Source organism: Shewanella sedimentimangrovi (genome assembly GCF_017354965.1).
Lineage (GTDB): Bacteria > Pseudomonadota > Gammaproteobacteria > Enterobacterales > Shewanellaceae > Shewanella > Shewanella cyperi.
On the sequence record NZ_CP071502.1, the window covers coordinates 3,135,389 to 3,157,492 of the forward strand.

Below are 22,104 nucleotides of genomic sequence, written 5' to 3' on the forward strand. Positions count from 1 at the left end.
CATTTAAAAGGCACCGCTGGCCTGCAAATTGACAAATACCGCCTCGGCCAACGCCTGGTATCCTTGGTTGTTGAAATGCACCCCATCCGACTTCATGCCCGCTGTCGACAACAGATCACTGACAGTGTCGTCCAGCAACGGCAAACCATACTGGTCAGCCAATTCTTCATACAGGGGCATGGGCGACAACAACAGGGATTTATCCGGCACTGCCAACAGCAGCACGGGCACCTGTCTGGTCCGGGCCGCAAGGATCATACCTTCAAGATTAGCCTTTAATTGGCTTTTATCGAGTCCCCTGAGCACATCATTACCGCCTTCAAGCAACAGCAGCAGATCCGGCTGAGTCTGGTCCAACACATCGGCGATACGTGCCAATCCCTGGGCGCTGGTTTCACCTGAAATGCCGGCGTTGATCACCTCACACTCACACAGGGCCGACAGCATTGCCGGGTAATCCCGCCCCTCGCCCGCCCCCACACCCTGGGTCAGGCTGTCACCAAAGGCCAGGATGCGCGCATTTTCCCCCAGATAAGGCAACTTGGGGCCAGAGCAGCCACAGAGCAAGAGCAGAAACAGCAGGGTTCGCCGCACAGGAATTCCGGTTCAATTTGCAACTTACTCATTTATCGCCGAAAAAAAAGCCGGACACAAGTCCGGCCTTTCATTTGCACAACAGATTTGCGGATCAGAAATGGTATTTGATGCTGGCGCTCACCATCCGGCCACTGCCGGGATAATAGCCATTGCCCCAATCGCTGTAATAACCGGCGCTGACATAGTCCTCATCCAGCAGGTTGTCGGCACGGACACTGGCCAGCCACTGACCGCGGCGATAATTCAGCGCCAGGTTGACCAGGGTATAGGCATCCAGTTTGTCCGCCAGATTGGCGTTATCCCCTTCGATATAGCGTTTACCCGTGTACTGGGCATCCAGATACAGCTGCCAGTTGTCGTCCAGATCATAGCTGGCAAAACCGCGACCACTGTGGCGGGCCACCCAGGACAACGCCTTGCCGTCATTGCTTCCTGCGGTAAAGAAAGCATCGGTAAACTGATAGTCCAACCCCAACGCCAGGGCATCCAGGGGCTGCCAATCCAGATCCAGGGCCACACCATAACGGCGCGAGCTGTCGGCATTGACGTTGGCGCCATTGAAATACGCGCTTGGATCTGGCTTGGGTGCGGAGGGATCCCAGACGATTTCATCCTCAAGGTCGAGACGGAAAGCGCTCAGGCGCAGGCTGTAACCCTTGCTGTGATAATCCCAGCCGGCCTCATAGGAGCGACCGGTTTGTGGATCTAGGCCCAATACGCCCTCGGATGTATAGGCCTGCTCATCCACCTTGGCGAAACGGAAGTTGTCTTCCGCCCTCAGGTAAAAGCGCTGCTGCTGGTTGGGACGGTAATTGAGGCCCAACTCCAGCGCATGGGCATCGTTGTCCAGGTTCACACCGGCGGGATAAGTTAAGTCGTCACGCAGCTCGTCCCTGACCTCGGCGTAGCGACCGCCAATCACGTAGCTGAGGCTGGAGCTCAAGGGCACACTGGCCTGCACAAAGGCTGCCGCCAGCTTTTGGGTGTTGGACCTGTCCATGTATGAGTAATCAAACTTGGACTCGCCCCGTGACAAATCGGCCCCGGCAATCAGCTTAAGCTCGCCGGCTTGGATATCATAACGGCCGCTGAATTTGGGACTCAGGCTCAACAGACGTCTTTGGGTGTTGCCCTTGGATCCAAAACTTATCGAATCCACATCCGTGCCGCTGTAATCGGCATCCAGCAGCAAACGCCAATGACTGGACAAGGCCTGCTGATAGCCCAGGCGGGCATTGCGACTGATGCTGTGGTTGTTGTCTGTTATGCCGTCATAGGCAGCTTGGCGGGGATTGTCCCGGAACTGCTCGTCTGTCAGCGCCCCGGCCAATTCACGCTCATCATCATTGAAACCGGCCTCTATAAACAGGCTGCGCTCCCCCTGCTCGTACTGCACCCGCGCCAGCAGGGCACTGGTTTCACTCTCGCTGTGGTCGCGATAGTTATCGCTGTCACGACGATTGGCCGTCAGGTAATAACGCCAGTTGTCGTTGATCGCTCCGGCGTAATCACCGCGAGCCTCATAGGTGGCATAGTTACCAGCCAGCAATTGCAGCGAGCCACTGCCTGCATCCGGTGCCTTGGTGACTATGTTAATCACCCCACCCACGGCCTGATCGCCGTAAAGCACCCCGGCGCTGCCGGAGAGAATTTCAATACGCTCCACCTGGTTGAGGGCAATGGCATTGAGATCCGGTGCGGCGATATCAATATTGTTCAGCCGACGACCGTCCACCAATATCAGGGTATTGCTCGCGGCTTGGCCGGCAGCGAAGCCACGCATGGCCAGCACAGGGCCGGCACCATTATCGCTGAGCTGAATGCCGCTCTGGCCCCGGAGCAGTTCGCCCAGGCTGGTGGCACCACTCATGGCAATGGCGGCAGCGTCTATGACATTGACGTTGGCGGCGAGGTTCAGCGGCGTATCCGCGCTGCGGCCTATGACCACCAGGGTATCTGTGGTGTTGGAATTGCCTTCTGCGGCCTGGACGGCGAAGGTGCCGAGCAGCATGCCGGTAAGAAGGGCGAGAGATGTTGGATGTGAACCCATTAACCTTTGACTCCATCAAGGAAAACGGGGCAAAAGTGCCACGATGGCCCAAGGCCGGTCGCACCCGCAGATCTGCCCACCGAAATCTGGGGATAACCTGGAGGGCCGGTCTCCGGACTTTGGTTAGGGCCGATTGGCCTGCGATCATAAGCTTTAAACGCCCATTAGCTTTAAAGGCCAGGGCGCGCCGGGATCTCACCATTTACCGTTGCGGGGGCAGTGCCGGAATTGCGCCGGCTTCCCGATTATCCCGAACATTCGGGCACCCGGAAGGTTGACAACCCGCCGAGTGTTGGCGGGCCGGCGCATTATAGACATCTATATGGATAAATGTCTAATTGGATTGGTTAAGCTTGATGGGCTGCAAGGGCGCAATAAACTCCCGGTAATTGCTGCCGTTGAGCGGGACATTGGCTGCGGTAAACTCAAGGCCGCGCATGGATTTGTGCATCAGCAGCAGATCTTCGCCGCCACCCAGCACGGCGTAATAGCCTATTTCGCCCCGGGACGACGACTCACCATGAAGATGCGTATCCGGCATGCGGCTGCAGCCGAGTATGGCCTGAAATCCGGATTGTTCACCGGTTGCCATCTCGAGCGCCCCCAGGGGTTCATACACCATTTCCCCCAGACAACTGGCCTTGTAATTGTTTGTGAAGGTTTCGAAAAAGGCCTTCGGCGTTATCCTGTCGCCCATGCCATGGAACCCCTGGACACAGACCAGGCTGGTCCAATCGGCCAAACGCTGCTCCTGTGGCAGGAATTCAGCGCTGAACATACAACAATTCATCGGTGCCGACCTGGCGCCAGTTGTCAGGCAATTGAAAATTCAATACGGTATCGTAAACTTTCAGCTCTTCCGCCCCGGCAGGGAGCTGAGCAGCAACCAATGCCGTCAAACCTATCCAAACAATATTATTCCACTTCATCATTAAACTCCCTGTTGTGTGCCGACTTTCCCTGTCCACATGACCCAAGCGTCACAATCTTAATCGCAGATTGTGTAGCTATCATTTCCTTTAAGCATTAAATGTCAAGCAGATAAAAAAACGCCGCAGCTGCGGCGTTGTATTTTTGCCGGTGTGTCTTTATGCCAGCGCTTTGGGATTTGCCCCATAGACATTGGTTTCGGCACTGTCCTGCACCATAAAGATCAGCAGCACTATCCAACCTATAACGGGGATGAAGTTGAGCAGCTGCCACCAACCGCTGCGGCCGGTATCATGCAAACGCCTGGCGCCCACGGCCAGAGACGGCAGCAATAGTGCCAGGGCAAACAGGTTCACAATCCAGGATGCACCCAGCAGATAGTCAAGACCGGCCAGCAGGACATAAAAAATCAAGTAAAACAGCACAAACATCCAGTATTCGGTACGACGGGCGCGCCCGGTGAAGTCGGCGTACTTGACGATGGCACCAATAAAATATTGCATTCCAGCTCCTTAATTGGGAATTCCCACTTTAATCCTTTAACATCAACATACTACACCTATTTGGTGCTGAGATTCACTTTACCACGTTAGGCACCGAGGCCAAGTCGTTATTTAGACTGACAAAACTGGTGTGACCAGATACAAGCGTAAAAAATAGGTTCTGCTTCAGCAAGGTAGGATTTCCAAATATGCTTCCGGTCCGGCGAAGTCCCATCCATGGACCGGCCGGGGGCAACAAGGTATATTGCCACCACGCAATTCCGTTATCCGCATGTCTCTTTGTCAGCCTGCATGCAAGATTCAATAAGGACGTTTCATGGCCAGCCTGAGCAGTATTCATATCTATCCCGTCAAATCCATCCGCGGCCAAACACTCCCGGAGGCCAGGGTGGCAGAGGAAGGCCTGATTGGCGACAGACGCTTCATGGTGTGCGGCCTCGATGGTCGTTTCTTTACCGCCCGCACGCATCCGAGACTGTCGCTGATCTACAGTGAATACGTCTCGCCACAGGCCGTCCATGCCGGCGCCCTGGAGTTGCACTTTGACGATATGCCCCCCCTCAGGCTGGAGCCAGACCGATTTGCTTCCGCCCCCTTGGCCACCGGTGTTTGGAAAGATAGCTTCAGTGCTCTGACCACCACGAAAGAGGCGGATGCCTGGATCACCGCGGTACTGGGGGAGCCGGCCAAACTGTTATGGCTTGGCGAACAATCGGCCCGTTTTCGCCAACAAACCGGTGGCCGGGTCAGTTTTGCCGATGGTTACCCCTTGCTGCTGATAAGCCAGGCCTCACTGGAAGATCTCAACAATCGCAGCGACCGACTCAATCGGATGGCGCAGTTTCGCCCCAATCTGGTCATTGAAGGCGTTGACGCCTTTGCCGAGGATAGCTGGGACAGGATCCGTATCGGTGAAGTGGAGTTCAAGGTGGCCAAACCCTGCGGTCGCTGCGTGATGACCACCCTGGAGCAGGACAGCACCGAGTTCCATCCGCTGAAGGAGCCCCTCGACACCCTCAGTCGCTATCGTCGCAGCGGCAATGGCGATGTCGATTTTGGCCAGAATCTTATCCCGCTCAATGAAGGAAGCATAAGGGCCGGTGACAGTTTGACTGTGCTGAGCTACAAAGAGCCGCAGCACTATGCCGATGGTGCAACCCCCAAGCGGCGGCTGCGACTTGTCTCCAAGGACACCCTGGCAGCGGACTTTGTCTCGCTGTATTTGCAGGCCGAAGATGGCAAGCCGCTGCCAAACTTTATCGCCGGCCAACACCTCAAGCTGGCCTTTGATATCGACGGTAAGCGCCATATTCGTCGCTACAGCCTCAGTGCCTCACCGCTGGAGCCGGGCTGGCGCATCAGTGTCAAACGGGCCGCCGGAGGGGTGATGTCCAATATCATCCACGACAGATTACAGCCCGGCGATGTGCTGCTTGCTGACCTTCCGTCGGGCAAATTCCGGCTGCGCAGCGGCAAAGCGCCGCTGTTCATCAGCGCCGGTTCCGGCATTACGCCCATGTTATCCATGGCCCGCACCTTGATGCAGCAGGATAAGTTTGATGACGGCAAGCGCTTGGCTGCGGCCCGTTTTATTCACCTGTGCCGCACCGAGGCAGATGTTCCCGAGGCCGAGTTGGCGCACTTAACCGGCGCCGGCATGCCCTTGATGCTGCTGCTCAGCCAGCCAGGTGACGACTGGCCGGGTCTCAGGGGACGACTTGATCGCCATCATCTGCAAGGGATTGAGGATTTGCTGGAGCGAGACGTTTATCTTTGCGGCCCGGCGCCCTTTATGGCCGAGATAGAGCAAGTCTTGTTGTCATTGGGGCTGGCAGCTGATCAGATTCAGCAGGAATTGTTCGGCAAACCCGGCAGGAAACCCAAGCAGGCGCCCAAACAGGTCCGGATCCAGATAGGTGAACAGGTATTTACCGGTGATAATCAGCGACCCATATTGGATCAGGCCGAACAGCAGGGCTTGTCCATGCCCTGGTCCTGCCGCGCCGGGATCTGCAGTGCCTGCAGGCACCAGTTATTGGAAGGGGAAGTGTATCAGCCCAAGGCTCCGGCACTGAGCGCCGCCGAGCGGGCCGAAGGCAAAATCCTTGCCTGCTGCGCCATTCCCCAGGGCGATATCAAGCTCGAACTCTGACTCACAGCGGCTGCAGCTGCTCCACCAGCAGCTGCAGGCTCTGATTGCCGCGAAATTCGTTCACATCCAACCGATAGGCCAGTTGCACCTCGCGTATACCGGCATCGGGCCAGATGGCTGTGTCTATATTGAAGGCAATGGCATCAAGCATCAGGCTGCCACAGCCGGTCTCCAGCACCATTTTCAGATGTTTGTCGCCCACCAGACGCTGTTGCAACAAGCGAAACCGGCCGTCAAATAACGGCTCTTCAAATCCCTGGCCCCAGGGACCGGCGCCGCGCAGCAGCTCGGCAGTCTCCAGGGTTAACCAGCGGGGCTCAAGTTCACCGTCACTCAAAATTTCACCGGTTAACTGTTCAGGCGCCAGCAGCTGCTGCACTGCCTGTTCAAAGGCGGCTGCGAAAGCGCCAAAATCCGTGGCCCTCAGGCTTAAGCCCGCCGCCATGGCATGGCCACCGAACTTGAGCAGCAGCCCCGGATGACGGCTGTTGATCAGTTCCAGCAGATCGCGCATATGCAGGCCCTTGATGGAACGGGCCGAGCCCTTGATTTCGCCATCGCCGGCATCGGCAAAGGCAATCACAGGCCTGTGATACCTGTCCTTAATTCTCGACGCCAGTATGCCGATCACCCCCTGGTGCCAGTCATCCCGGTAAAGGGCTATGCCCCAGGGCAATTCGCTGTCTGCCAGGCTCAGGCGCTGCAGGCTGGCCAGCGCCTCCTGCTGCATCCCGGCCTCCAGTTCACGGCGCTCGGCGTTGAGACCGTCAAGCTCGGCGGCCATGCGTCTGGCCTGCATGAAATCGTCACACAGCAGGGTTTCAACCCCGAGGGACATCTCATCTAGGCGACCGGCGGCATTGAGCCTGGGACCGACGGCAAAACCAAAATCCGAGGCCACAATCCGGGCGGGATTACGCTTGGCCACTTCCAGCAAGGCGGTAATTCCGGGACGACAGCGACCGCTGCGCACCCGTTTGAGGCCCGCATCCACCAAAATGCGGTTATTGGCGTCCAGGCTGACCACATCGGCCACTGTGCCCAGGGCCACAATGTCCAGCAGGCAGGCGAGGTTGGGCTCTGCCAATCCCCTGGAGACAAACCAATCGCGGCTTCTGAGCTCGGCCCGCAGTGCCAGCATAAGGTAGAAGGCCACCCCAACCCCGGCAATGGACTTGCTGGCAAAGGTACAACCCGGCTGGTTGGGATTGACTATGGCATCGGCAAGCGGTAATTCTGCGCCCGGCAGGTGATGATCCGTAATGACCACCTGCATACCGGCTGCCTTGGCGGCCGCCACTCCCTCAACACAGGAAATGCCATTATCGACTGTGATAAGCAGCTCGGCCCCGCGCTCTTTGGCCACCGCCACCAAGGGCACACTCAGGCCGTAGCCAAAGTCAAAACGATTGGGGATCAAAAAGTCGGTGTTGCCGGCCCCCATCATGGCCAGCGCCAGCAGGCAGACGCTGGTGGAGGTGGCACCGTCGGCATCAAAATCACCCACGATCAAAATCTTTCGCCCCGCCGCCATGGCATCGGCCACCAATACGGCCGCCGCTGCCAATCCCTTCATGGTCTCGGGCCTGAGTAAACGGTTTAATTCCGGCTCACACTCTTCGGCCTTGGTTCCGCGTCGGGCCAGCAGCTGTTTGAGCAAGGGATGTAAATGGCTTGGCAGATGACTGTCATCCACCTGGGGGCGTCGGACTATCTGGTGATACACGGGAGAGTGATTTCCTTCGACTGGCATAATGAAAAAGGTGAGCCTGGGCCCACCTTGGTCAACTAAAGCTTACTGTCACTAACGCTTGGCGTGACGTTCCAGATTGTTGTACAGATCCTTGGGCGGCTGATAGCCGGGGATCAGGGTACCGTCTTCCAAGATAAGCGCCGGAGTGCCGTTGATACCGAACGTCGCACCCAGGTTGTACTGCTCGGCAATGTTCGCATCGCAGCTGGCGGCCTTTATGGCCTTACCGGCCTTGGCGTCATCCATGGCCTGGTGAGGATCTTTGGCACACCACACGGCTTCCATTTGCTCGGCGTTTTCAGACGGCACACCCTGACGGGGGAATGCCAGGTAGCGCACTGAGATCCCTAGGTCATTGTATTCAGCCATTTGCTTGTGCAGTTTACGGCAATAGCCGCAAGTGATATCGGTGAACACAGTCACCACATGCTTTTCATCCTTGGCCTTGTATACCAACATCTTGTCTTCAAAAGGCTTGAGCATTTCCATCCGCGGTCCTGCCAGTGCCGCTTCGGTCAGGTTATCCATGCCCTTGTCGAGATCATACAGATTACCGTGGAACAGCTTGCTACCGTCCTCATTGATATAAAGCACACCACGATTGGTGATGACCTGGAAAAGGCCTTTCACGGGCGCTGGCTCGATAGAAAGCACGTCCACCCCCAGGGTGTCGGTCAGCTTTTGTTTGAGCTGCTCAGGCGCTATGGGGGCCGCGATCAGGGTCGCGGGCACCATGACCAGAGAAAAAATCAGGCTTAGGGCAAGTTTCATTTTCATTCCTTATTTGGGGCCTCTAGGCCACCATTTAATTATTTGACCCGTAACAGGGCTGAAAAGTTACAGCCTGGGGCAATTAAAAGCAAACCCGGAATAGCATCGAGCCTCAGCCCCGGGGATGATGTTCACTGTGCAATGCCGCCAAACGCGCCTTGGCCACATGAGTATAGATCTGTGTGGTCGACAGGGAACTGTGTCCCAGCAATAGCTGTACCACCCGCAGATCGGCGCCATGGTTGAGCAGATGGGTGGCAAAGGCGTGGCGCAGGGTATGGGGCGAGATGTTACAGTCGATACCGGCCCTCAGGGCGTAAAGCTTGATTCTGTGCCAAAAGGTCTGGCGGGTCATCTGCTGACCGCGCCGGGATGGAAACACCACCTCACTTTGCCCCTGGGGCAGCAGTTCGGTCCGGCCACGGGCAAAAAAACGCTCCAGCGCCTCAAGGGCCACTTCGCCCATGGGCACCAGCCGTTCCTTACCGCCTTTGCCTGTTACCCGCACCAGCCCCTGACGCAGGCTGATACCCGACATGTCCAGGCTGACCAATTCGGTTACCCGTAGCCCGGTGGCATACAGCAACTCGAGCATGGCCTTATCGCGGATTTCCAGCGGGTCATCCTCATTGGGCTCGGCCAGCAAGGCTTCCACCTGGGCCTCACTCAGGGTGCCCGGCAGCTTACGCGCCAGCTTGGGGGACTCGATAAGGGCGCAGGGATCCTTGGCAATCCGTTGCCCGAGCAGCAAATAGCGATAGAAGCGCCGCAAACTGCTGAGCAGACGGGCACCGGAACTGCGGGCCTTGCCCTGGGCATAGCGCAGGGCAAGGTAGTCTCGGATCTGTTCGCTGTCGGCCAGCAGCAAGCTACTGCCCTGACCGCTTAGCCAGGCCGAATAATGGCGCAAGTCGCTGCGATATGCCTCAAGCGTATTGTCGGCCAGACCGCGCATGGACCAAAGATCATCGAGAAACAGTTCGATCAGTGGATCGTCACCGGCCGGACTCAGCACAGACAACAGACTTCTCCCGCTATAGCTGTCACACCAACTGCACCTGACGGCGGCCAATGAAAAGGCAGATCACCATGGTGACCAGGGTCGGCAACAGCCAGGCCATCCCCTCGTCATGCAAGGGCATAAACTGGAACAGGCTCATATCGGCACCGGCAGCCTTAAGACCATCAATGGCACCGAACACCAGGGCCACCGACAATACCAATCTGTGTGCAAAGGCGGCGTTGGCAAAACGTTCGGTCAGGAAGGTCACAGCCACCAGGGCTATCACTACCGGATAAATGCTGACCAGCACTGGGATACTGATGCTGATAAGTTGGGTCAGCCCCACGTTGGCCACCACGGCGCAGATCAGGCTGAACAGCACCACGAAACGGCGATAACTGACCGTAGGCAAGAGTTCACTGAAGTATTCGGAGCAGGCGGTTACCAAGCCCACGGCCGTGGTCAGGCAAGCGAGGCTGACCACCAGGGCGAGCAAGGCCGAACCTGGAGTGCCGAATTCACGGGTGACGTAACGGGTCAGAATTTCTCCCCCGTTGCCGGCACCAGCAGCGAGATCGCCGGCGCTGGCGCCAAGGAAAAACAAGGATACGTACACAAAGGCCAGTCCCGAGGCAGCGATAAAGGCTGCCCGGATTAGATAGCGGGTCTGATCGGCCGGTGTGTCTATGCCCTTTTTGCGCAGCAGGTCGATAATCAGCATACCGAACATAATCGACGCCAGGGTATCCATGGTGTTGTAGCCTTCCAGAATCCCTTTAATCAAAGGGCTCTTGGCATACTCCCCCTGGGGAGCGGCGAACTCACCTGCAGGCAACAGCATAACCGACGCAGCCAGGGCCACCAGCAGGGTCAACAACACCGGAGTCAACACTTTGCCGACACTGTCCAGCAACTTGCCGGGAAACAACGACAGCATCATGGTGATAAAGAAAAACACCAGGGTAAACAGCAACTGGGAGACATTGAGACTCAGATTGCCAAGCTGCCAAACGGCATTGGTATCGCCGAGAAAGGGTTTGACGCCTATTTCATAGGCCACAAGGCCCGTGCGCGGCGCCGCAAAGGCAGGTCCTATGATGATATAGATGGCTATCGCCAGGGCGGTTGCCGCAAATGTCGGTAATAAGGCCATCACCTTACCCTGGGACTTGGCAACGGCAATCAGGCCAATCAATGGCATGCCAACCGCAGTGATCAGGAATCCGGCCATGGCCAAAGACATGTTTTCACCAGCCAACATACCGGCAAAGGGAGGAAAAATCAGGTTTCCGGCGCCGAGGAAAAACGCAAAGGTCATAAAACCCAACCCCAGCGTATCCGAAAGTGTCATTTGTGTGCTTTTCACTAAGTATTCCAACTTTATAATGTTTTTTTTAACAAACCTACGGAATTATTCGGTTCTTGACCAGAGGGGCAAGTCCATAATCCTGAGGTGTAAACCCTGAATGACAGGGTAGCGCCGCAAAAATCCCAATCCTTGGTTCAATTCCTGACCAATCGGGGCCAGGTACGACAGAGATGTCCGTTTAAAGTGCGTACTTCCCGGGGGAACGGGCACTTTGCCACGGTTGGAAAGTTCAGACTATTACCAGACTTGCCCACTGCCCACAAGCCTTGCGGCCTCCGAGCAGCTAAAAAGTCCCCATCCATTCCCAAGGCGAGGCGGGCCGGTTTCCAGGCCCAGGGCAGTTTCGGCGTCGAACCTGAGTGAATTGGGCCGACAGCTCAGACCAGCAAGCAGGGCAATAGCCAGGCCGGCTTATGCCAGCCACGTTTTGCTGACTTGCTTCGGCAACTTTTTTGTTAGAATAGGCGCGGTTCAATCAGGCCCAGGCCCGGACTCCCAACCCAAACTCCAGTGCGGAAGCGATTTTATGCCCTTCAGCTTTAAACAATTCCATATTGACGATCGCAACTGCGGTATGCCGGTGAGCACCGACGGCGTATTGCTGGGGGCCTGGTCGCGGCTGCCGAACACGGGACGGGTTCTTGATATTGGCGCCGGCAGCGGGCTGCTGAGTCTGATGGCGGCCCAGCGCTGCCCTGCCAGCATAGTCGCTATAGAAATTGAATCCGGGGCAGCCGAGGCATGCCGGCGCAATTTTGCCGCCAGCCCCTGGAATGACAGGCTGCAACTGCTCGAAGGCGACGTTCAACAACTTGCGTTCGATACGCCCCACCTGGCAAACGGCTTTGAACACATAGTCTGCAATCCCCCCTATTTCAGCTCTGGGCCCCAATCGAACAAGCAGGGACGGGCCCAGGCCAGGCACGACAACCACCTCAGCCTGGATAAGCTGCTGCGGATCATCGCCCGGTTATTGACGCCCCTGGGCCGGGCAAGCCTGATCCTCCCCACCTATGCCGAAGGAGCACTGCTGGCTGCCGCCGACGGCGCGGGCCTGTGCCTTAGCCGCCGCACCCTGGTGCAAAGTATCCCGGGCAAGGCCCCCAATCGCCTGCTGCTTGAAATCGGCCCAGGCCAACAAATCCTTGAACATGCCAGTCTGTGTATCCGCGATGAAACCGGGCATTACAGCCATGAAATGGCCGCCCTTACCCGCGACTTTTACCTGAATCTCTGATTGCGGTTTCAGTCCGTCGGCAAAGCACCTATAATACCGCGCTTGAACCTGTTGAGATGCCACGCATGCAATTTGAAGATTTCCAGCTCGACCCCAGCCTGCTCATAAACCTGAAGGCCATGGGCCACAATGCCCCCACCACCATCCAGCGTGAAACCATCCCCCTGGCCATGAACCAGCAGGATGTACTGGCCCGCGCCCCCACAGGAACAGGCAAGACCGCCAGCTTTTTGCTGCCGGCACTGCAGCATCTCATCGACTTTCCCCGTCACAGAGCCGGCCAGGCCAGGGTGCTTATCCTGACCCCGACCCGTGAACTGGCCAGCCAGATCCACCGTTATGCCTGCCATCTGGCGACCGGATTAGATCTCGATATCGCCATCATCACCGGCGGTGTCCCCTATGGTCCCCAGGAGGCCGCCCTCAAAGGCAATGTGGACATTCTGGTGGCCACCCCGGGCCGTTTGATGGAATACCTGGACAAGGATCTGTTCGACGCGCAGCTGGTGGAAGTGCTGGTTATAGACGAAGCCGACCGCATGCTGGACATGGGTTTCTCCCAGGCGGTACAGACCATAGCCATTGAAGCCCAGGGTCGCAAACAGGGCATGCTGTTCTCGGCAACGCTGGAAGGTGGCGGCGTGGCCCGCTTCGCCCGTGAGTTGCTGAATGAGCCGGTGTTTATCGACGTCGAAGCTCCCCGCAGCGAAAAGGCCAAGATCCACCAATGGATCCATCTGGCCGATGACAAGGCACACAAATTTGCCCTGCTGTGTCATCTGCTCAGACAGGAAGAAGTTAAACGCGCCATAGTGTTTGTCAAAACCCGCGACGTGGTGGCCAGCCTCGAAGGTCAATTGCAACAGGCCGGCATTGCCTGCGCCTTTATGCGCGGCGATATGGAACAGAAGAAACGCTTCCAGGCCCTGGGCCGATTCACCAAGGGTGAAGTGAATGTACTGCTCGCCACGGACGTGGCCGCCCGCGGTATCGATATTGACGACATCACCCATGTGATCAACTACGACATGCCACGCTCGGCAGATACCTATGTGCATCGCATAGGCCGAACCGGCCGCGCCGGAGCCAAGGGCACCGCCATCAGCCTGGTTGAAGCCCACGATATGCGGGTGGTGGGTAAAATTGAGCGTTATATCGAGATGCCGCTGAAACGCCGCGTCATCGAAGAGCTGCGCCCCAAGCACAAAGAAGCCAAGGTCCCCGGCAAGAAAAAAGCCAAGGATGTCAAAAAGCCAAAGAAACCCAAGAAGCCGAAAAAGTAAGCTTTTGTGTCAAAGTTGACATCCCTTTAAGATTAAGACCTCCCCACGGAGGTCTTTTTTTATCATTGAATAACAATGCGTTGCGCATTCCCCACTCGCCTCTGTCGAAATTTTATTCGCCACGAAATTCAGCTAACCGAACTCCATTCGGCAACGAATGCGACAAACCATTAATTTCTGATACATTTGCGTTACAAAAAGTGATTTATGTCACCGCCTGTCTTTGATACCTTTAGCGCCATTACACCTGAAATGGATAAGCGGGATAACATGTTCAAACTCATTTTGCGCCGGGCCTTACCCCCTGTTCTCATATTGATCGCCTTTGTTTTACTTGCAAAACTGTTGATGTTCACAAAAACAGAGCCGGAACAAAAGGCCGATGAAGCCCCGGTTCCCATAGTGGATGTCACCCAAATTCAGCAACAGACCTTGTCGCTGAATCTCCCCAGCTATGGGGTGGTCAGCCCCAAATACAAGACCCAACTGGTGACAGAGGTCAAAGGGCGGTTACTGAGCATCTCCAACAATTTTGTTGCCGGGGGCATTGTGACCAAGGGTGAAGAACTGGCGGTGATTGAACCTTCGGACTACGAGGCCGATCTGATGCAGGCGGAAGCAAGCCTGGCCCAGGCCACCGCAGCCCTCAACGAAGAAATCGCCCGCGGTGAAGTGGCCAAGATTGAGTTCAAGGGCTACGACAAGGGCATGCCGCCGGAGCTGGGTCTGCGTATTCCGCAGCTCAAGAAGGAGCAGGCCAATGTCAAATACGCCGAAGCCGCCATGGCCCGCGCCAAACGCAATCTGGAACGCACTGTGATCCGCGCCCCCTTCGATGGCATTATCAAGTCCCGCAACGTGGATCTGGGGCAATACGTGACCCTGGGCACCAATCTGGGTGAGTTGTACGACACCGCCATCGCCGAGGTCCGTTTGCCGCTGGCCAATGACGATCTCGCCTATCTGGAATCTGTGGAAAACCCCGATACCGAAGTGACCCTGAGCGCCTCGCTGGCGGGTAAGGACATTGAATGGGCCGGTACCATAGTTCGCAGCGAAAACATGATTGATGAAGCCAATCGCATGGTGTACCTGGTGGCCGAAGTGAAGGACCCTTATCTGCGGGCCCACAAGGCAGCCGGTCAACTGCCGCTCAAGTATGGCAGTTTTGTTAATGCCACCATCAAGGGGCGCACAGTGGCAGGTATAGTTAAGTTGCCACGCCACATAGTGCGTAATGATACAGTCGCCGTGGTGCGCGCCGACAACACCCTGGAAATACGCCAGGTGAATGTGGTGCGCAGCGATGCCGAGTTTGCCTATGTGAAAGACAGCCTCAAGGACGGCGAGCGCATTTCACTGACCAGCCTCAACAACATGGCCACCGGCCAGCTGGTCAAGGTTTCCGGTGAGGAAGACAAGACCAAGCGTGACGAAGATGAGCAGAAGGACACCCGACTGGCACAGGCAGGAAGCAACTGATGGATACCAATAAGGGAATTATTGCCTGGTTCGCCCGCAATACAGTGGCGGCCAACCTGCTGATGTGGGTATTGATCATCGGCGGTCTGTTCAGCACCATGCTGATCAACAAGGAAGTGTTTCCAAGTTTTGATCTCAATTACCTGCGCATTTCCGTAGCCTATCCGGGCGCTGCACCGCAGGAGATTGAAGAAGGGATCACCATCAAAATCGAGGAAGCCATCCAGGACATCAGTGGTATCAAAAAGATGACCTCTGTGGCCAGCGACGGTGTCGGTTCGGTCAACATAGAAGTGGAAGACGGCTTCGATGCCAAGCGGGTGCTGGATGAGGCCAAGCTGCGTATCGATGCCATTGCCACCTTCCCGGCCAATATCGAAAAACCCAACATCTACCAGATAAAGCCCGAAAACAATGTCATCTGGGTCTCTGTCTATGGCGATCTCAGCCTGCACGAGATGAAGGAACTGGCCAAGACGATTCGTGACGACATCAATGCCCTCCCCGCGGTGACCCGGGCCCAGGTGACGGGTACCCGCAACTACGAAATTGGTATTGAGGTTTCGGAAGACAAGCTCAGGGAATACGGCCTGACCTTCTCCCAGGTGGCTGCCGCGGTACAAAGCTCCTCTTTGGACCTGCCCGGTGGTGCCATCCGCGCCAAAGACGGTGATATTTTGCTGCGCACCAAGGGCCAGGCCTACACGGGTGATGACTTTGCCGGCATAGTGGTCAGCACCCGTCCCGATGGCAGCCGGGTGTTGTTACCCCAGGTGGCCAATATCAAGGACGATTTCGAAGAACGTCTGGAATACACCCGCTTCAATGGCAAACCTGCAGCCATTATTGAAGTGCTGAGTGTCGATAAGCAAAACGCCCTCGATATTGCCCAGCAGGTGAAAGATTATGTGGCCAAGAAACAGGGAGATTTACCTGCCGGTGCCAAACTCGACACCTGGGGCGATCTGACCCACTACCTCAAGGGCCGTTTGAACATGATGCTGTCGAACATGTTCTATGGCGCCCTGCTGGTATTTATCATCCTGGCGCTGTTCCTCGATCTCAAGCTCGCCTTCTGGGTGATGATGGGGCTGCCGGTGTGTTTCCTCGGCACCATGCTGTTGATGCCCTTTGAACCCTTCCATCTTTCCATCAATATGCTGACCCTGTTCGCCTTTATCCTGGTACTGGGGATAGTGGTGGACGATGCGATAGTGATAGGGGAAAGTGCCCACACCGAAGTGGAGCGGCACGGCCAATCGGTAGAGAATGTTATCCGTGGCGCAAAAAAAGTGGCCATGCCGGCCACCTTCGGGGTATTGACCACCATTGCGGCCTTTATTCCCATGTTGATGGTATCCGGTCCCATGGGGATCATCTGGAAATCCATTGGTTTGATAGTCATTCTCTGTCTGGCCTTCTCACTGGTGGAGTCCAAGTTAATACTGCCGGCCCACCTGGCACACATGAAGGCCAAAACCGGTGAACCGCGCACCGCACTGGGACGTTGGAAAGTGCGTTTCAACGAGCGGGTTCAGTTCTTTATCCATCATAAGTACCGTAACTTCCTTGAGACCGCCATTCGCCACAGGTATTCGGTGATCAGCGCCTTCGTAGGGGTGTTAATCCTGTCGATAGCCCTGGTGGCCAGTGGCAAGGTGCGCTGGGTGTTTTTCCCCAACATTCCATCGGACTTCATCCAGGTGAATCTGGAGATGGACGAGGGCAGCTCAGAGGAGAACACCCTCAAAGTAGTGCAGCAGATTGAAGATGGTCTGTACCGCATGAATGCGCAAATGGAGCAGGAAACCGGTGCTCCAGTGGTAAAGCACAATTTTATAGCCATGAATTCCCGCACCTCAGCCTTTATCTTCGCCGAACTCACCAAGGGTGAGGATCGTGAGGTGGATGGCGAGACGATAGCCGAAGCCTGGCGCAAGGCGCTGCCGGAACTGGTGGCAGTGAAAAAGCTCAGCATGAATGCCCGCACCAATGACGGTGGCGGCGATATCTCCTTCCGCCTGACCTCATCGGATCTGGAGCAGTTGGCTGCCGCATCAAGAGAGCTGAAGCAGAAACTCGCCAGCTACGAAGGCGTGTATGACATTGCCGACAATTACTCTTCCGGCAGCCATGAAATTCGCCTCAAGATCAAACCCGAGGCCGAAGCCCTGGGCCTGACCCTGTCGGATCTGGCCCGTCAGGTGCGCTATGGATTCTATGGTTACGAGGCCCAGCGCATTTTGCGCAACAAGGAAGAAGTGAAGGTCATGGTACGCTACCCACTGGAGCAGCGTCGTACCGTGGGCGATCTGGAGAACATGCTGATCCGTACCCCCGATGGGACTGCCGTACCTTTTGGCAATGTGGCCCAAATAGAGATGGGCGAGTCCTTCTCCTCCATTACCCGGGTTGATGGCCACAGGGCCATCAGCATTACCGCCAACGCCAACAAGGACAAGGTAGAACCCTCCAAGGTAACGGCCGAAATTGAAAAGGAATTTATCCCCGAGCTCAAGCGCAAGTATCCCAGGATAGATACAGCGCTGGATGGCGCCAGCCAGGACGAGGCAGATGCCATTATCGGCCTGGTGCAGGGCCTGTTCTTTGCCCTGTTTACCATATACGCCCTGATGGCCATACCGCTCAAGTCCTACAGCCAGCCCATGATCATCATGTCGGTGATCCCTTTCGGCATGATTGGTGCCCTGTTTGGCCATCTGCTGCTGGGTCTGGACATGAGCGTGCTCAGCCTTTGCGGCATCATAGCCCTGGCAGGGGTGGTGGTGAACGACTCGCTGATCCTGGTGGACTTTGTTAACCGGGCCCGGGAACAGGGCTATGCCATCAAGGACGCGGCGGTCAATTCCGGCTGTTATCGTTTCCGCGCCATTATCCTCACCTCGCTGACCACCTTCGTTGGCCTGGTGCCCATCATTATGGAGCGCAGCCTGCAGGCCCAGATAGTGATCCCCATGGCCACCTCTCTGGCTTTCGGTATCCTGTTCTCCACCCTGGTGACCCTGATAATGGTGCCACTGCTGTACATAGTGCTCGATGATGTCGCCAGGTTATGGCGCCGCTTCTTTAATTGGTGGTGGCAACCCAAGGCCAAGACAAGCCCGGATGCGGCAGCAGAGCCACAACTTGGCAGGTCTGAGTTGCTGACCGACCCACTGGATTAATGCCGCATATAAAAGGGGAGCCCGTGCTCCCCTTTTTTATTGTCCAACGCCGCAATTTCGGGACTCTGCTTCTCTTGGCTTGCGTCTGTTAACCGGGGCGATTCGTGTTAACATACCTGTCAATTTCAGCCCAGCGGAATCCTGTTTCCCATGTTCAAGCGCTCTCCTGGTTTGCCATCGCTTTCGTCTCTTTTGATAGATGCGCAGGGTGTTCATTGGTCCCAACAACGCATGCTGGCCCTTGGCAGCCAACTGGCAATGTTGGTGATCACCATGGTGCTGATCACCAATGTGATCATCACCCTGGGCGAGCGCCGCTTGCAGGAGGAGTGGGCGACCCAAAGGTACAGTGAACTGCAAACCGTCGGAACCCTGATCGCCGACAAGGTCACTTTTCAGCAATTCCGAACCCAGACCTTCGCCCGGGGCGAAAGCTTAAGGCAGTATTTGGATAATCCGGGGGAAGAGGAAAAAGCCCGCCTGCTGTCCCAGTGGCAGTCGCTGCAGAAGAACATTCCCGAACTCATGGGGGTGGCCCTGTTTGATGCCAATGGCAAGTTCCGCTTCTCCAGTAACGATGTCTTTGGCCAGGGGCCGGTACCCGCTCCTTTGCTGGGTAACAATCGCAACATGGGCGGCAATGAAATTTACACCTCGCCGATGGACTTCCTGAATCAGGACGGCAATCTTGAGCCCTATATGTACCAGTTGGCCTGGTTGGAAAATCCCGATCAGAGCATAAGGGGCTATCTGGTGACCTATAACTCCATGCTGCGTACCCTGGAACTGATAAAACCTGCCATATCGGGCAGCCAGTCTCCCATGATGATGTTTGATACCCAGGGCCTGCTGTATGCCGGCGCATCCTCCATGTCGCCGTTACCCAGGCTGCCAGACACCCTCAGCGGCAGCCTGAGGCAAACCTATCCGGCACTGTGGCGCCAGATGGCCATGAGCAACTTTGGCCAATTCCATGGTGATGATGCCACCTTCGTTTATCTCAAGGTGGAGTTGACCACCCAGTATGAAACGCGGCGGGAATATTTTTTGGTGTCCTACATCCGCAATGAAGATATAGCCACACGTTTCAGCCAGTGGCACACCCTACTGATAGTGGTTGCTATTCTGGTGACATTGCTGGCGGCCGCAGTGATAGTGCTCAGCCACCTGTTCCGCCTTGAACAGCGCTCCCGTCATGTGGGTATTCGGCTGGCCAACACCCTGTTTGCCGGCGATACCGGCAGCCTGCTGGTCAATGATAATGGCCGTATTCTGAGTGCCAACCCCGCCGCTGCGAAAGCACTGATGTTGGCGCCCGATGAGTTGAAAGATCGCAGTCTGCAACGTTGTCTGCAACTGGATGATGAAGCCTATAGCGCCCTTAAACAAACACTTCAACAAAATGGCAGTTGGCGTGGTGAAGTGGATCTGGGGCCCGAGGAAGGCGGTGTGCTCAGGGTCCATATCCGCCATGCCCAGCAAGGCCATGAAGCCAAGAGCTATTCGCTGGTGACCCTGGAGGAAATCAGCGAATTGGCACATTGCCAGCAGGAACTCAAACACAATCAGTTGCTTGGTGAAAGCGCTGTGGCCGCAGCCCTCACCCGCGCCGATGGCAGTCTGTTGAAAACCAACGCCGCCTTTGATCAATTGCTGCAACCCGGTGAGCTGCAATGTCACAATCTGGCAGAACTGCTGGAAAACGATCTGGGCAACCAATGGCCCAGGATAGTGCAGCAAATCGCCATGCAGGGACAGTGGCAGGGGCAGATTCTGTGCACCGACCGCAGTCGCCTGCAGTCCTGCCTGCAGGCCACGCTCAAAGGCCATTTGGACGAAGATGGGGAAGTGGAGTTTATTGTCTGCACCTTGGAGCTGGCGGCTCCGAGGCAGAAGTTGCGGGAAAGCGGCGATCTGGTGCCCCACCGCAGCACCATTTTGTCGAACCTCAATGACCTGGAACATTATTTCCAGTCACTGCCGGGCAAGAGCCGCAATCATGCCAGCCTGATGTTGCTGGATATCAGTCCCGCCGGCATGCTGAGCCACATGAGCGATATAGGTCAGCTTGAAAAGCGCCAGCAGGAAGTGGAAATGCAATTATTGCGGGACTTGCCAAGCAGTTTGCAGATTTCGCACTGGCAATTGGGCAGGCTGGTGGTGATCTTGCCCGATACCCATGCAAACCATGCCCATCTTCTGGCCAGCAAGACTCTGGAGCGCCTGGATGACAATGGCCTGGGAGAAGGTATCTGCATAGGCATTGCGGCCTTCCATGAGGGGCAAAGCCTGGAGCAATTCCTGTCCAATGCCGAGGTTGCCCTCAAGCGCGCCAAACAAACCGGTGAGCAGCGTATCTGTCAGGCCTTTACCCGCTGACGGCCAACAGTTCTTCGGGTAATTCGCTCTTGCTGATTTCGATTATGCTGGAGCGATTCATGACAATCTTGTAGCGGGCATAGTGGTTTTGGCCCTTGCCCTCCCGGTATACCAACACCAAATTTACCTGGTAGCGACGCTCCGCCGAGTCGTTGCTGATTTTGCCATCCACCTCCCGATACACCTTGGACTTACCCCGCTCCAGATAGCGGGCAAAAGGCACCAGACTGAAGACCACCTGCTCGGAAATAGTGTCATAGCCGGCAAGAAAACCTTCTTCACTGACCTTGGTGTGTATGCCGTAATGCAGGAACTCCACGTCCACCTTGTTTTGTCTGTGACGGCGTTTGAGGATTTCGGTTACTGCGGTGGGCACATCCTGCGGCCGCATAAATTCCAGCCATACCAGCTGCCTGGCAACGACCTCCTGACTGGTGGTGTCCCGGAGGATCCTGCTCCAACGGGGGCGCCCCCGTTGGATCTTACGCCACATGACATTGCGGATATCTTCCTTGAAGATTTCGCGAAAGCCATAGATCACCGCCAGCGCAAATACCAGCGACAGGGTAAAACCGGAAAAGACCCCCTGCGCTTCAATCACCAGGGCTGACACCACCAGCATCACCAACCCAGTCGCCAAACCATTGATGAACTTCTTCAGTCCGCCGCCAAGGGGTTTAAGCTCCTCTTTGAGCACCACGCCCTGTTGAATCAGGCGTCTGAGCAACAACATCTTGTTGGAAATGCGATTGTGATCCGCCTTGGTCTGGGCCGAGTTATAGCGTCTGTCATTGCGGTAATTGTTCTCGGCGCGGCACAGGGCCAAACAGGCTTCGGCCACCTCATTGAACCCCTGTGCCCGGGGACCATGGGCCAGCAGCTTCAGCAGTTTCTGTTCGCAAAACCAGGACAGGTAATTATCGGCATTCTCGAAGTAGGACTTCCATTTGGGATCGGCAGGCTCACTGCGCCGGAATTTTTTCAGCAGACCGCTGAGCTGCTCGGTAACCTCGGCCAGGGCCGGGTAGAACTGCTCCGCTTCCGTAAGGCGTTGCAGCTCCTTGGTGTCATTTTCCACCGCGACCGCAAACTGGTAGGCGAACAGGTTCAGGTAAAGACGAAACTCTTCTACCGTGCGTTTGGTAAAACTGGCGAAGCGACTTTGCACCAAAGGCAGGTGCAAACCATCTGAATAATAGGCCCTGCGGCCAACGATGGCGCTGTAATAATACTCCTCTTCATTGAGGCTTTGGGGGCCAATCCCCATCTCCTTGGGCAGGGCGAAATAAAGATCCAGGCTACGGCTCTGGCCCATGGCAATCTGATGGCTGAACTTTATCGACAGGGCATCTTCTTGTTTGATCTGGATAGCGGACACATAACCTCGACACGCAGTGAATTAAGGCAATT

Annotated in this window: 16 protein-coding genes and 1 riboswitch; of the genes, 6 read left to right on the forward strand and 10 right to left on the reverse strand. The window is 56.2% G+C overall.

The window, feature by feature from the left end; genetic code table 11:
* Positions 1 to 3: 3 nt before the first annotated feature.
* From JYB85_RS13845 to JYB85_RS13865, 5 genes are all read right to left on the reverse strand, one after another.
* Positions 4 to 594: a GDSL-type esterase/lipase family protein gene (locus tag JYB85_RS13845; RefSeq protein ID WP_207320543.1), complete on the reverse strand. Its 591-nt coding sequence runs from the start codon at positions 592 to 594 to the stop codon at positions 4 to 6.
* A gap of 94 nt (positions 595 to 688) precedes the next feature.
* Positions 689 to 2,647, reverse strand: a complete 1,959-nt coding sequence (locus tag JYB85_RS13850; RefSeq protein WP_207379752.1) for a TonB-dependent receptor — start codon at positions 2,645 to 2,647, stop codon at positions 689 to 691.
* A gap of 86 nt (positions 2,648 to 2,733) precedes the next feature.
* Positions 2,734 to 2,932, reverse strand: a riboswitch (cobalamin riboswitch).
* Positions 2,933 to 2,981: 49 nt separating this feature from the next.
* Positions 2,982 to 3,425, reverse strand: coding sequence for a hypothetical protein (locus tag JYB85_RS13855; protein ID WP_207379753.1), 444 nt, complete (start codon positions 3,423 to 3,425; stop codon positions 2,982 to 2,984).
* Positions 3,412 to 3,576 (reverse strand): hypothetical protein, encoded by a 165-nt coding sequence (locus tag JYB85_RS13860; RefSeq protein WP_207379754.1) that lies wholly within the window; start codon positions 3,574 to 3,576, stop codon positions 3,412 to 3,414. Before JYB85_RS13860 ends, JYB85_RS13855 begins: the two co-directional genes overlap by 14 nt.
* A gap of 159 nt (positions 3,577 to 3,735) precedes the next feature.
* Positions 3,736 to 4,080 carry a DUF805 domain-containing protein gene (locus JYB85_RS13865; RefSeq protein ID WP_207379755.1) on the reverse strand — a complete coding sequence of 115 codons (345 nt, stop codon included), beginning with the start codon at positions 4,078 to 4,080 and terminating at the stop codon, positions 3,736 to 3,738.
* Positions 4,081 to 4,396: 316 nt separating this feature from the next.
* Between JYB85_RS13865 and JYB85_RS13870 the strand changes: the two genes are divergently transcribed.
* Positions 4,397 to 6,232 (forward strand): MOSC N-terminal beta barrel domain-containing protein, encoded by a 1,836-nt coding sequence (locus JYB85_RS13870; protein ID WP_207379756.1) that lies wholly within the window; start codon positions 4,397 to 4,399, stop codon positions 6,230 to 6,232.
* A gap of 1 nt (position 6,233) precedes the next feature.
* On the opposite strand, the gene recJ is transcribed toward JYB85_RS13870, so the two are convergent.
* From recJ to brnQ, 4 genes are all read right to left on the reverse strand, one after another.
* Positions 6,234 to 7,958 (reverse strand): single-stranded-DNA-specific exonuclease RecJ, encoded by a 1,725-nt coding sequence (gene recJ / locus JYB85_RS13875; protein WP_207382078.1) that lies wholly within the window; start codon positions 7,956 to 7,958, stop codon positions 6,234 to 6,236.
* A 78-nt stretch (positions 7,959 to 8,036) separates the two neighbouring features.
* Complete coding sequence (gene dsbC, locus JYB85_RS13880) at positions 8,037 to 8,762, reverse strand: bifunctional protein-disulfide isomerase/oxidoreductase DsbC (protein ID WP_207379757.1); 726 nt, start codon at positions 8,760 to 8,762, stop codon at positions 8,037 to 8,039.
* Positions 8,763 to 8,868: 106 nt separating this feature from the next.
* On the reverse strand, positions 8,869 to 9,711 hold the full coding sequence (xerD, locus tag JYB85_RS13885) for a site-specific tyrosine recombinase XerD (protein WP_207382079.1): 843 nt from the start codon (positions 9,709 to 9,711) through the stop codon (positions 8,869 to 8,871).
* Between the two features lie 88 nt (positions 9,712 to 9,799).
* Positions 9,800 to 11,125 carry a branched-chain amino acid transport system II carrier protein gene (brnQ, locus tag JYB85_RS13890; protein WP_228730111.1) on the reverse strand — a complete coding sequence of 442 codons (1,326 nt, stop codon included), beginning with the start codon at positions 11,123 to 11,125 and terminating at the stop codon, positions 9,800 to 9,802.
* Between the two features lie 529 nt (positions 11,126 to 11,654).
* Here brnQ and JYB85_RS13895 point away from each other — a divergent pair.
* The 5 genes from JYB85_RS13895 to JYB85_RS13915 all read left to right on the forward strand — a co-directional run bounded on the left by JYB85_RS13895 (position 11,655) and on the right by JYB85_RS13915 (position 20,694).
* On the forward strand, positions 11,655 to 12,365 hold the full coding sequence (locus JYB85_RS13895) for a tRNA1(Val) (adenine(37)-N6)-methyltransferase (RefSeq protein ID WP_207379758.1): 711 nt from the start codon (positions 11,655 to 11,657) through the stop codon (positions 12,363 to 12,365).
* A gap of 65 nt (positions 12,366 to 12,430) precedes the next feature.
* Positions 12,431 to 13,648, forward strand: coding sequence for an ATP-dependent RNA helicase SrmB (srmB, locus tag JYB85_RS13900; protein WP_207379759.1), 1,218 nt, complete (start codon positions 12,431 to 12,433; stop codon positions 13,646 to 13,648).
* A 270-nt stretch (positions 13,649 to 13,918) separates the two neighbouring features.
* Positions 13,919 to 15,130, forward strand: a complete 1,212-nt coding sequence (locus JYB85_RS13905) for an efflux RND transporter periplasmic adaptor subunit (RefSeq protein WP_207379760.1) — start codon at positions 13,919 to 13,921, stop codon at positions 15,128 to 15,130.
* Positions 15,130 to 18,315: an efflux RND transporter permease subunit gene (locus JYB85_RS13910; protein WP_207379761.1), complete on the forward strand. Its 3,186-nt coding sequence runs from the start codon at positions 15,130 to 15,132 to the stop codon at positions 18,313 to 18,315. The genes JYB85_RS13905 and JYB85_RS13910 overlap by 1 nt, the downstream gene beginning before the upstream one ends.
* A gap of 150 nt (positions 18,316 to 18,465) precedes the next feature.
* Complete coding sequence (locus JYB85_RS13915) at positions 18,466 to 20,694, forward strand: PAS domain-containing protein (RefSeq protein ID WP_207379762.1); 2,229 nt, start codon at positions 18,466 to 18,468, stop codon at positions 20,692 to 20,694.
* Here the strand turns inward: JYB85_RS13915 and JYB85_RS13920 are convergent.
* Positions 20,684 to 22,072: a hypothetical protein gene (locus tag JYB85_RS13920; protein ID WP_207379763.1), complete on the reverse strand. Its 1,389-nt coding sequence runs from the start codon at positions 22,070 to 22,072 to the stop codon at positions 20,684 to 20,686. The genes JYB85_RS13915 and JYB85_RS13920 overlap by 11 nt on opposite strands.
* Positions 22,073 to 22,104 lie beyond the last annotated feature (32 nt).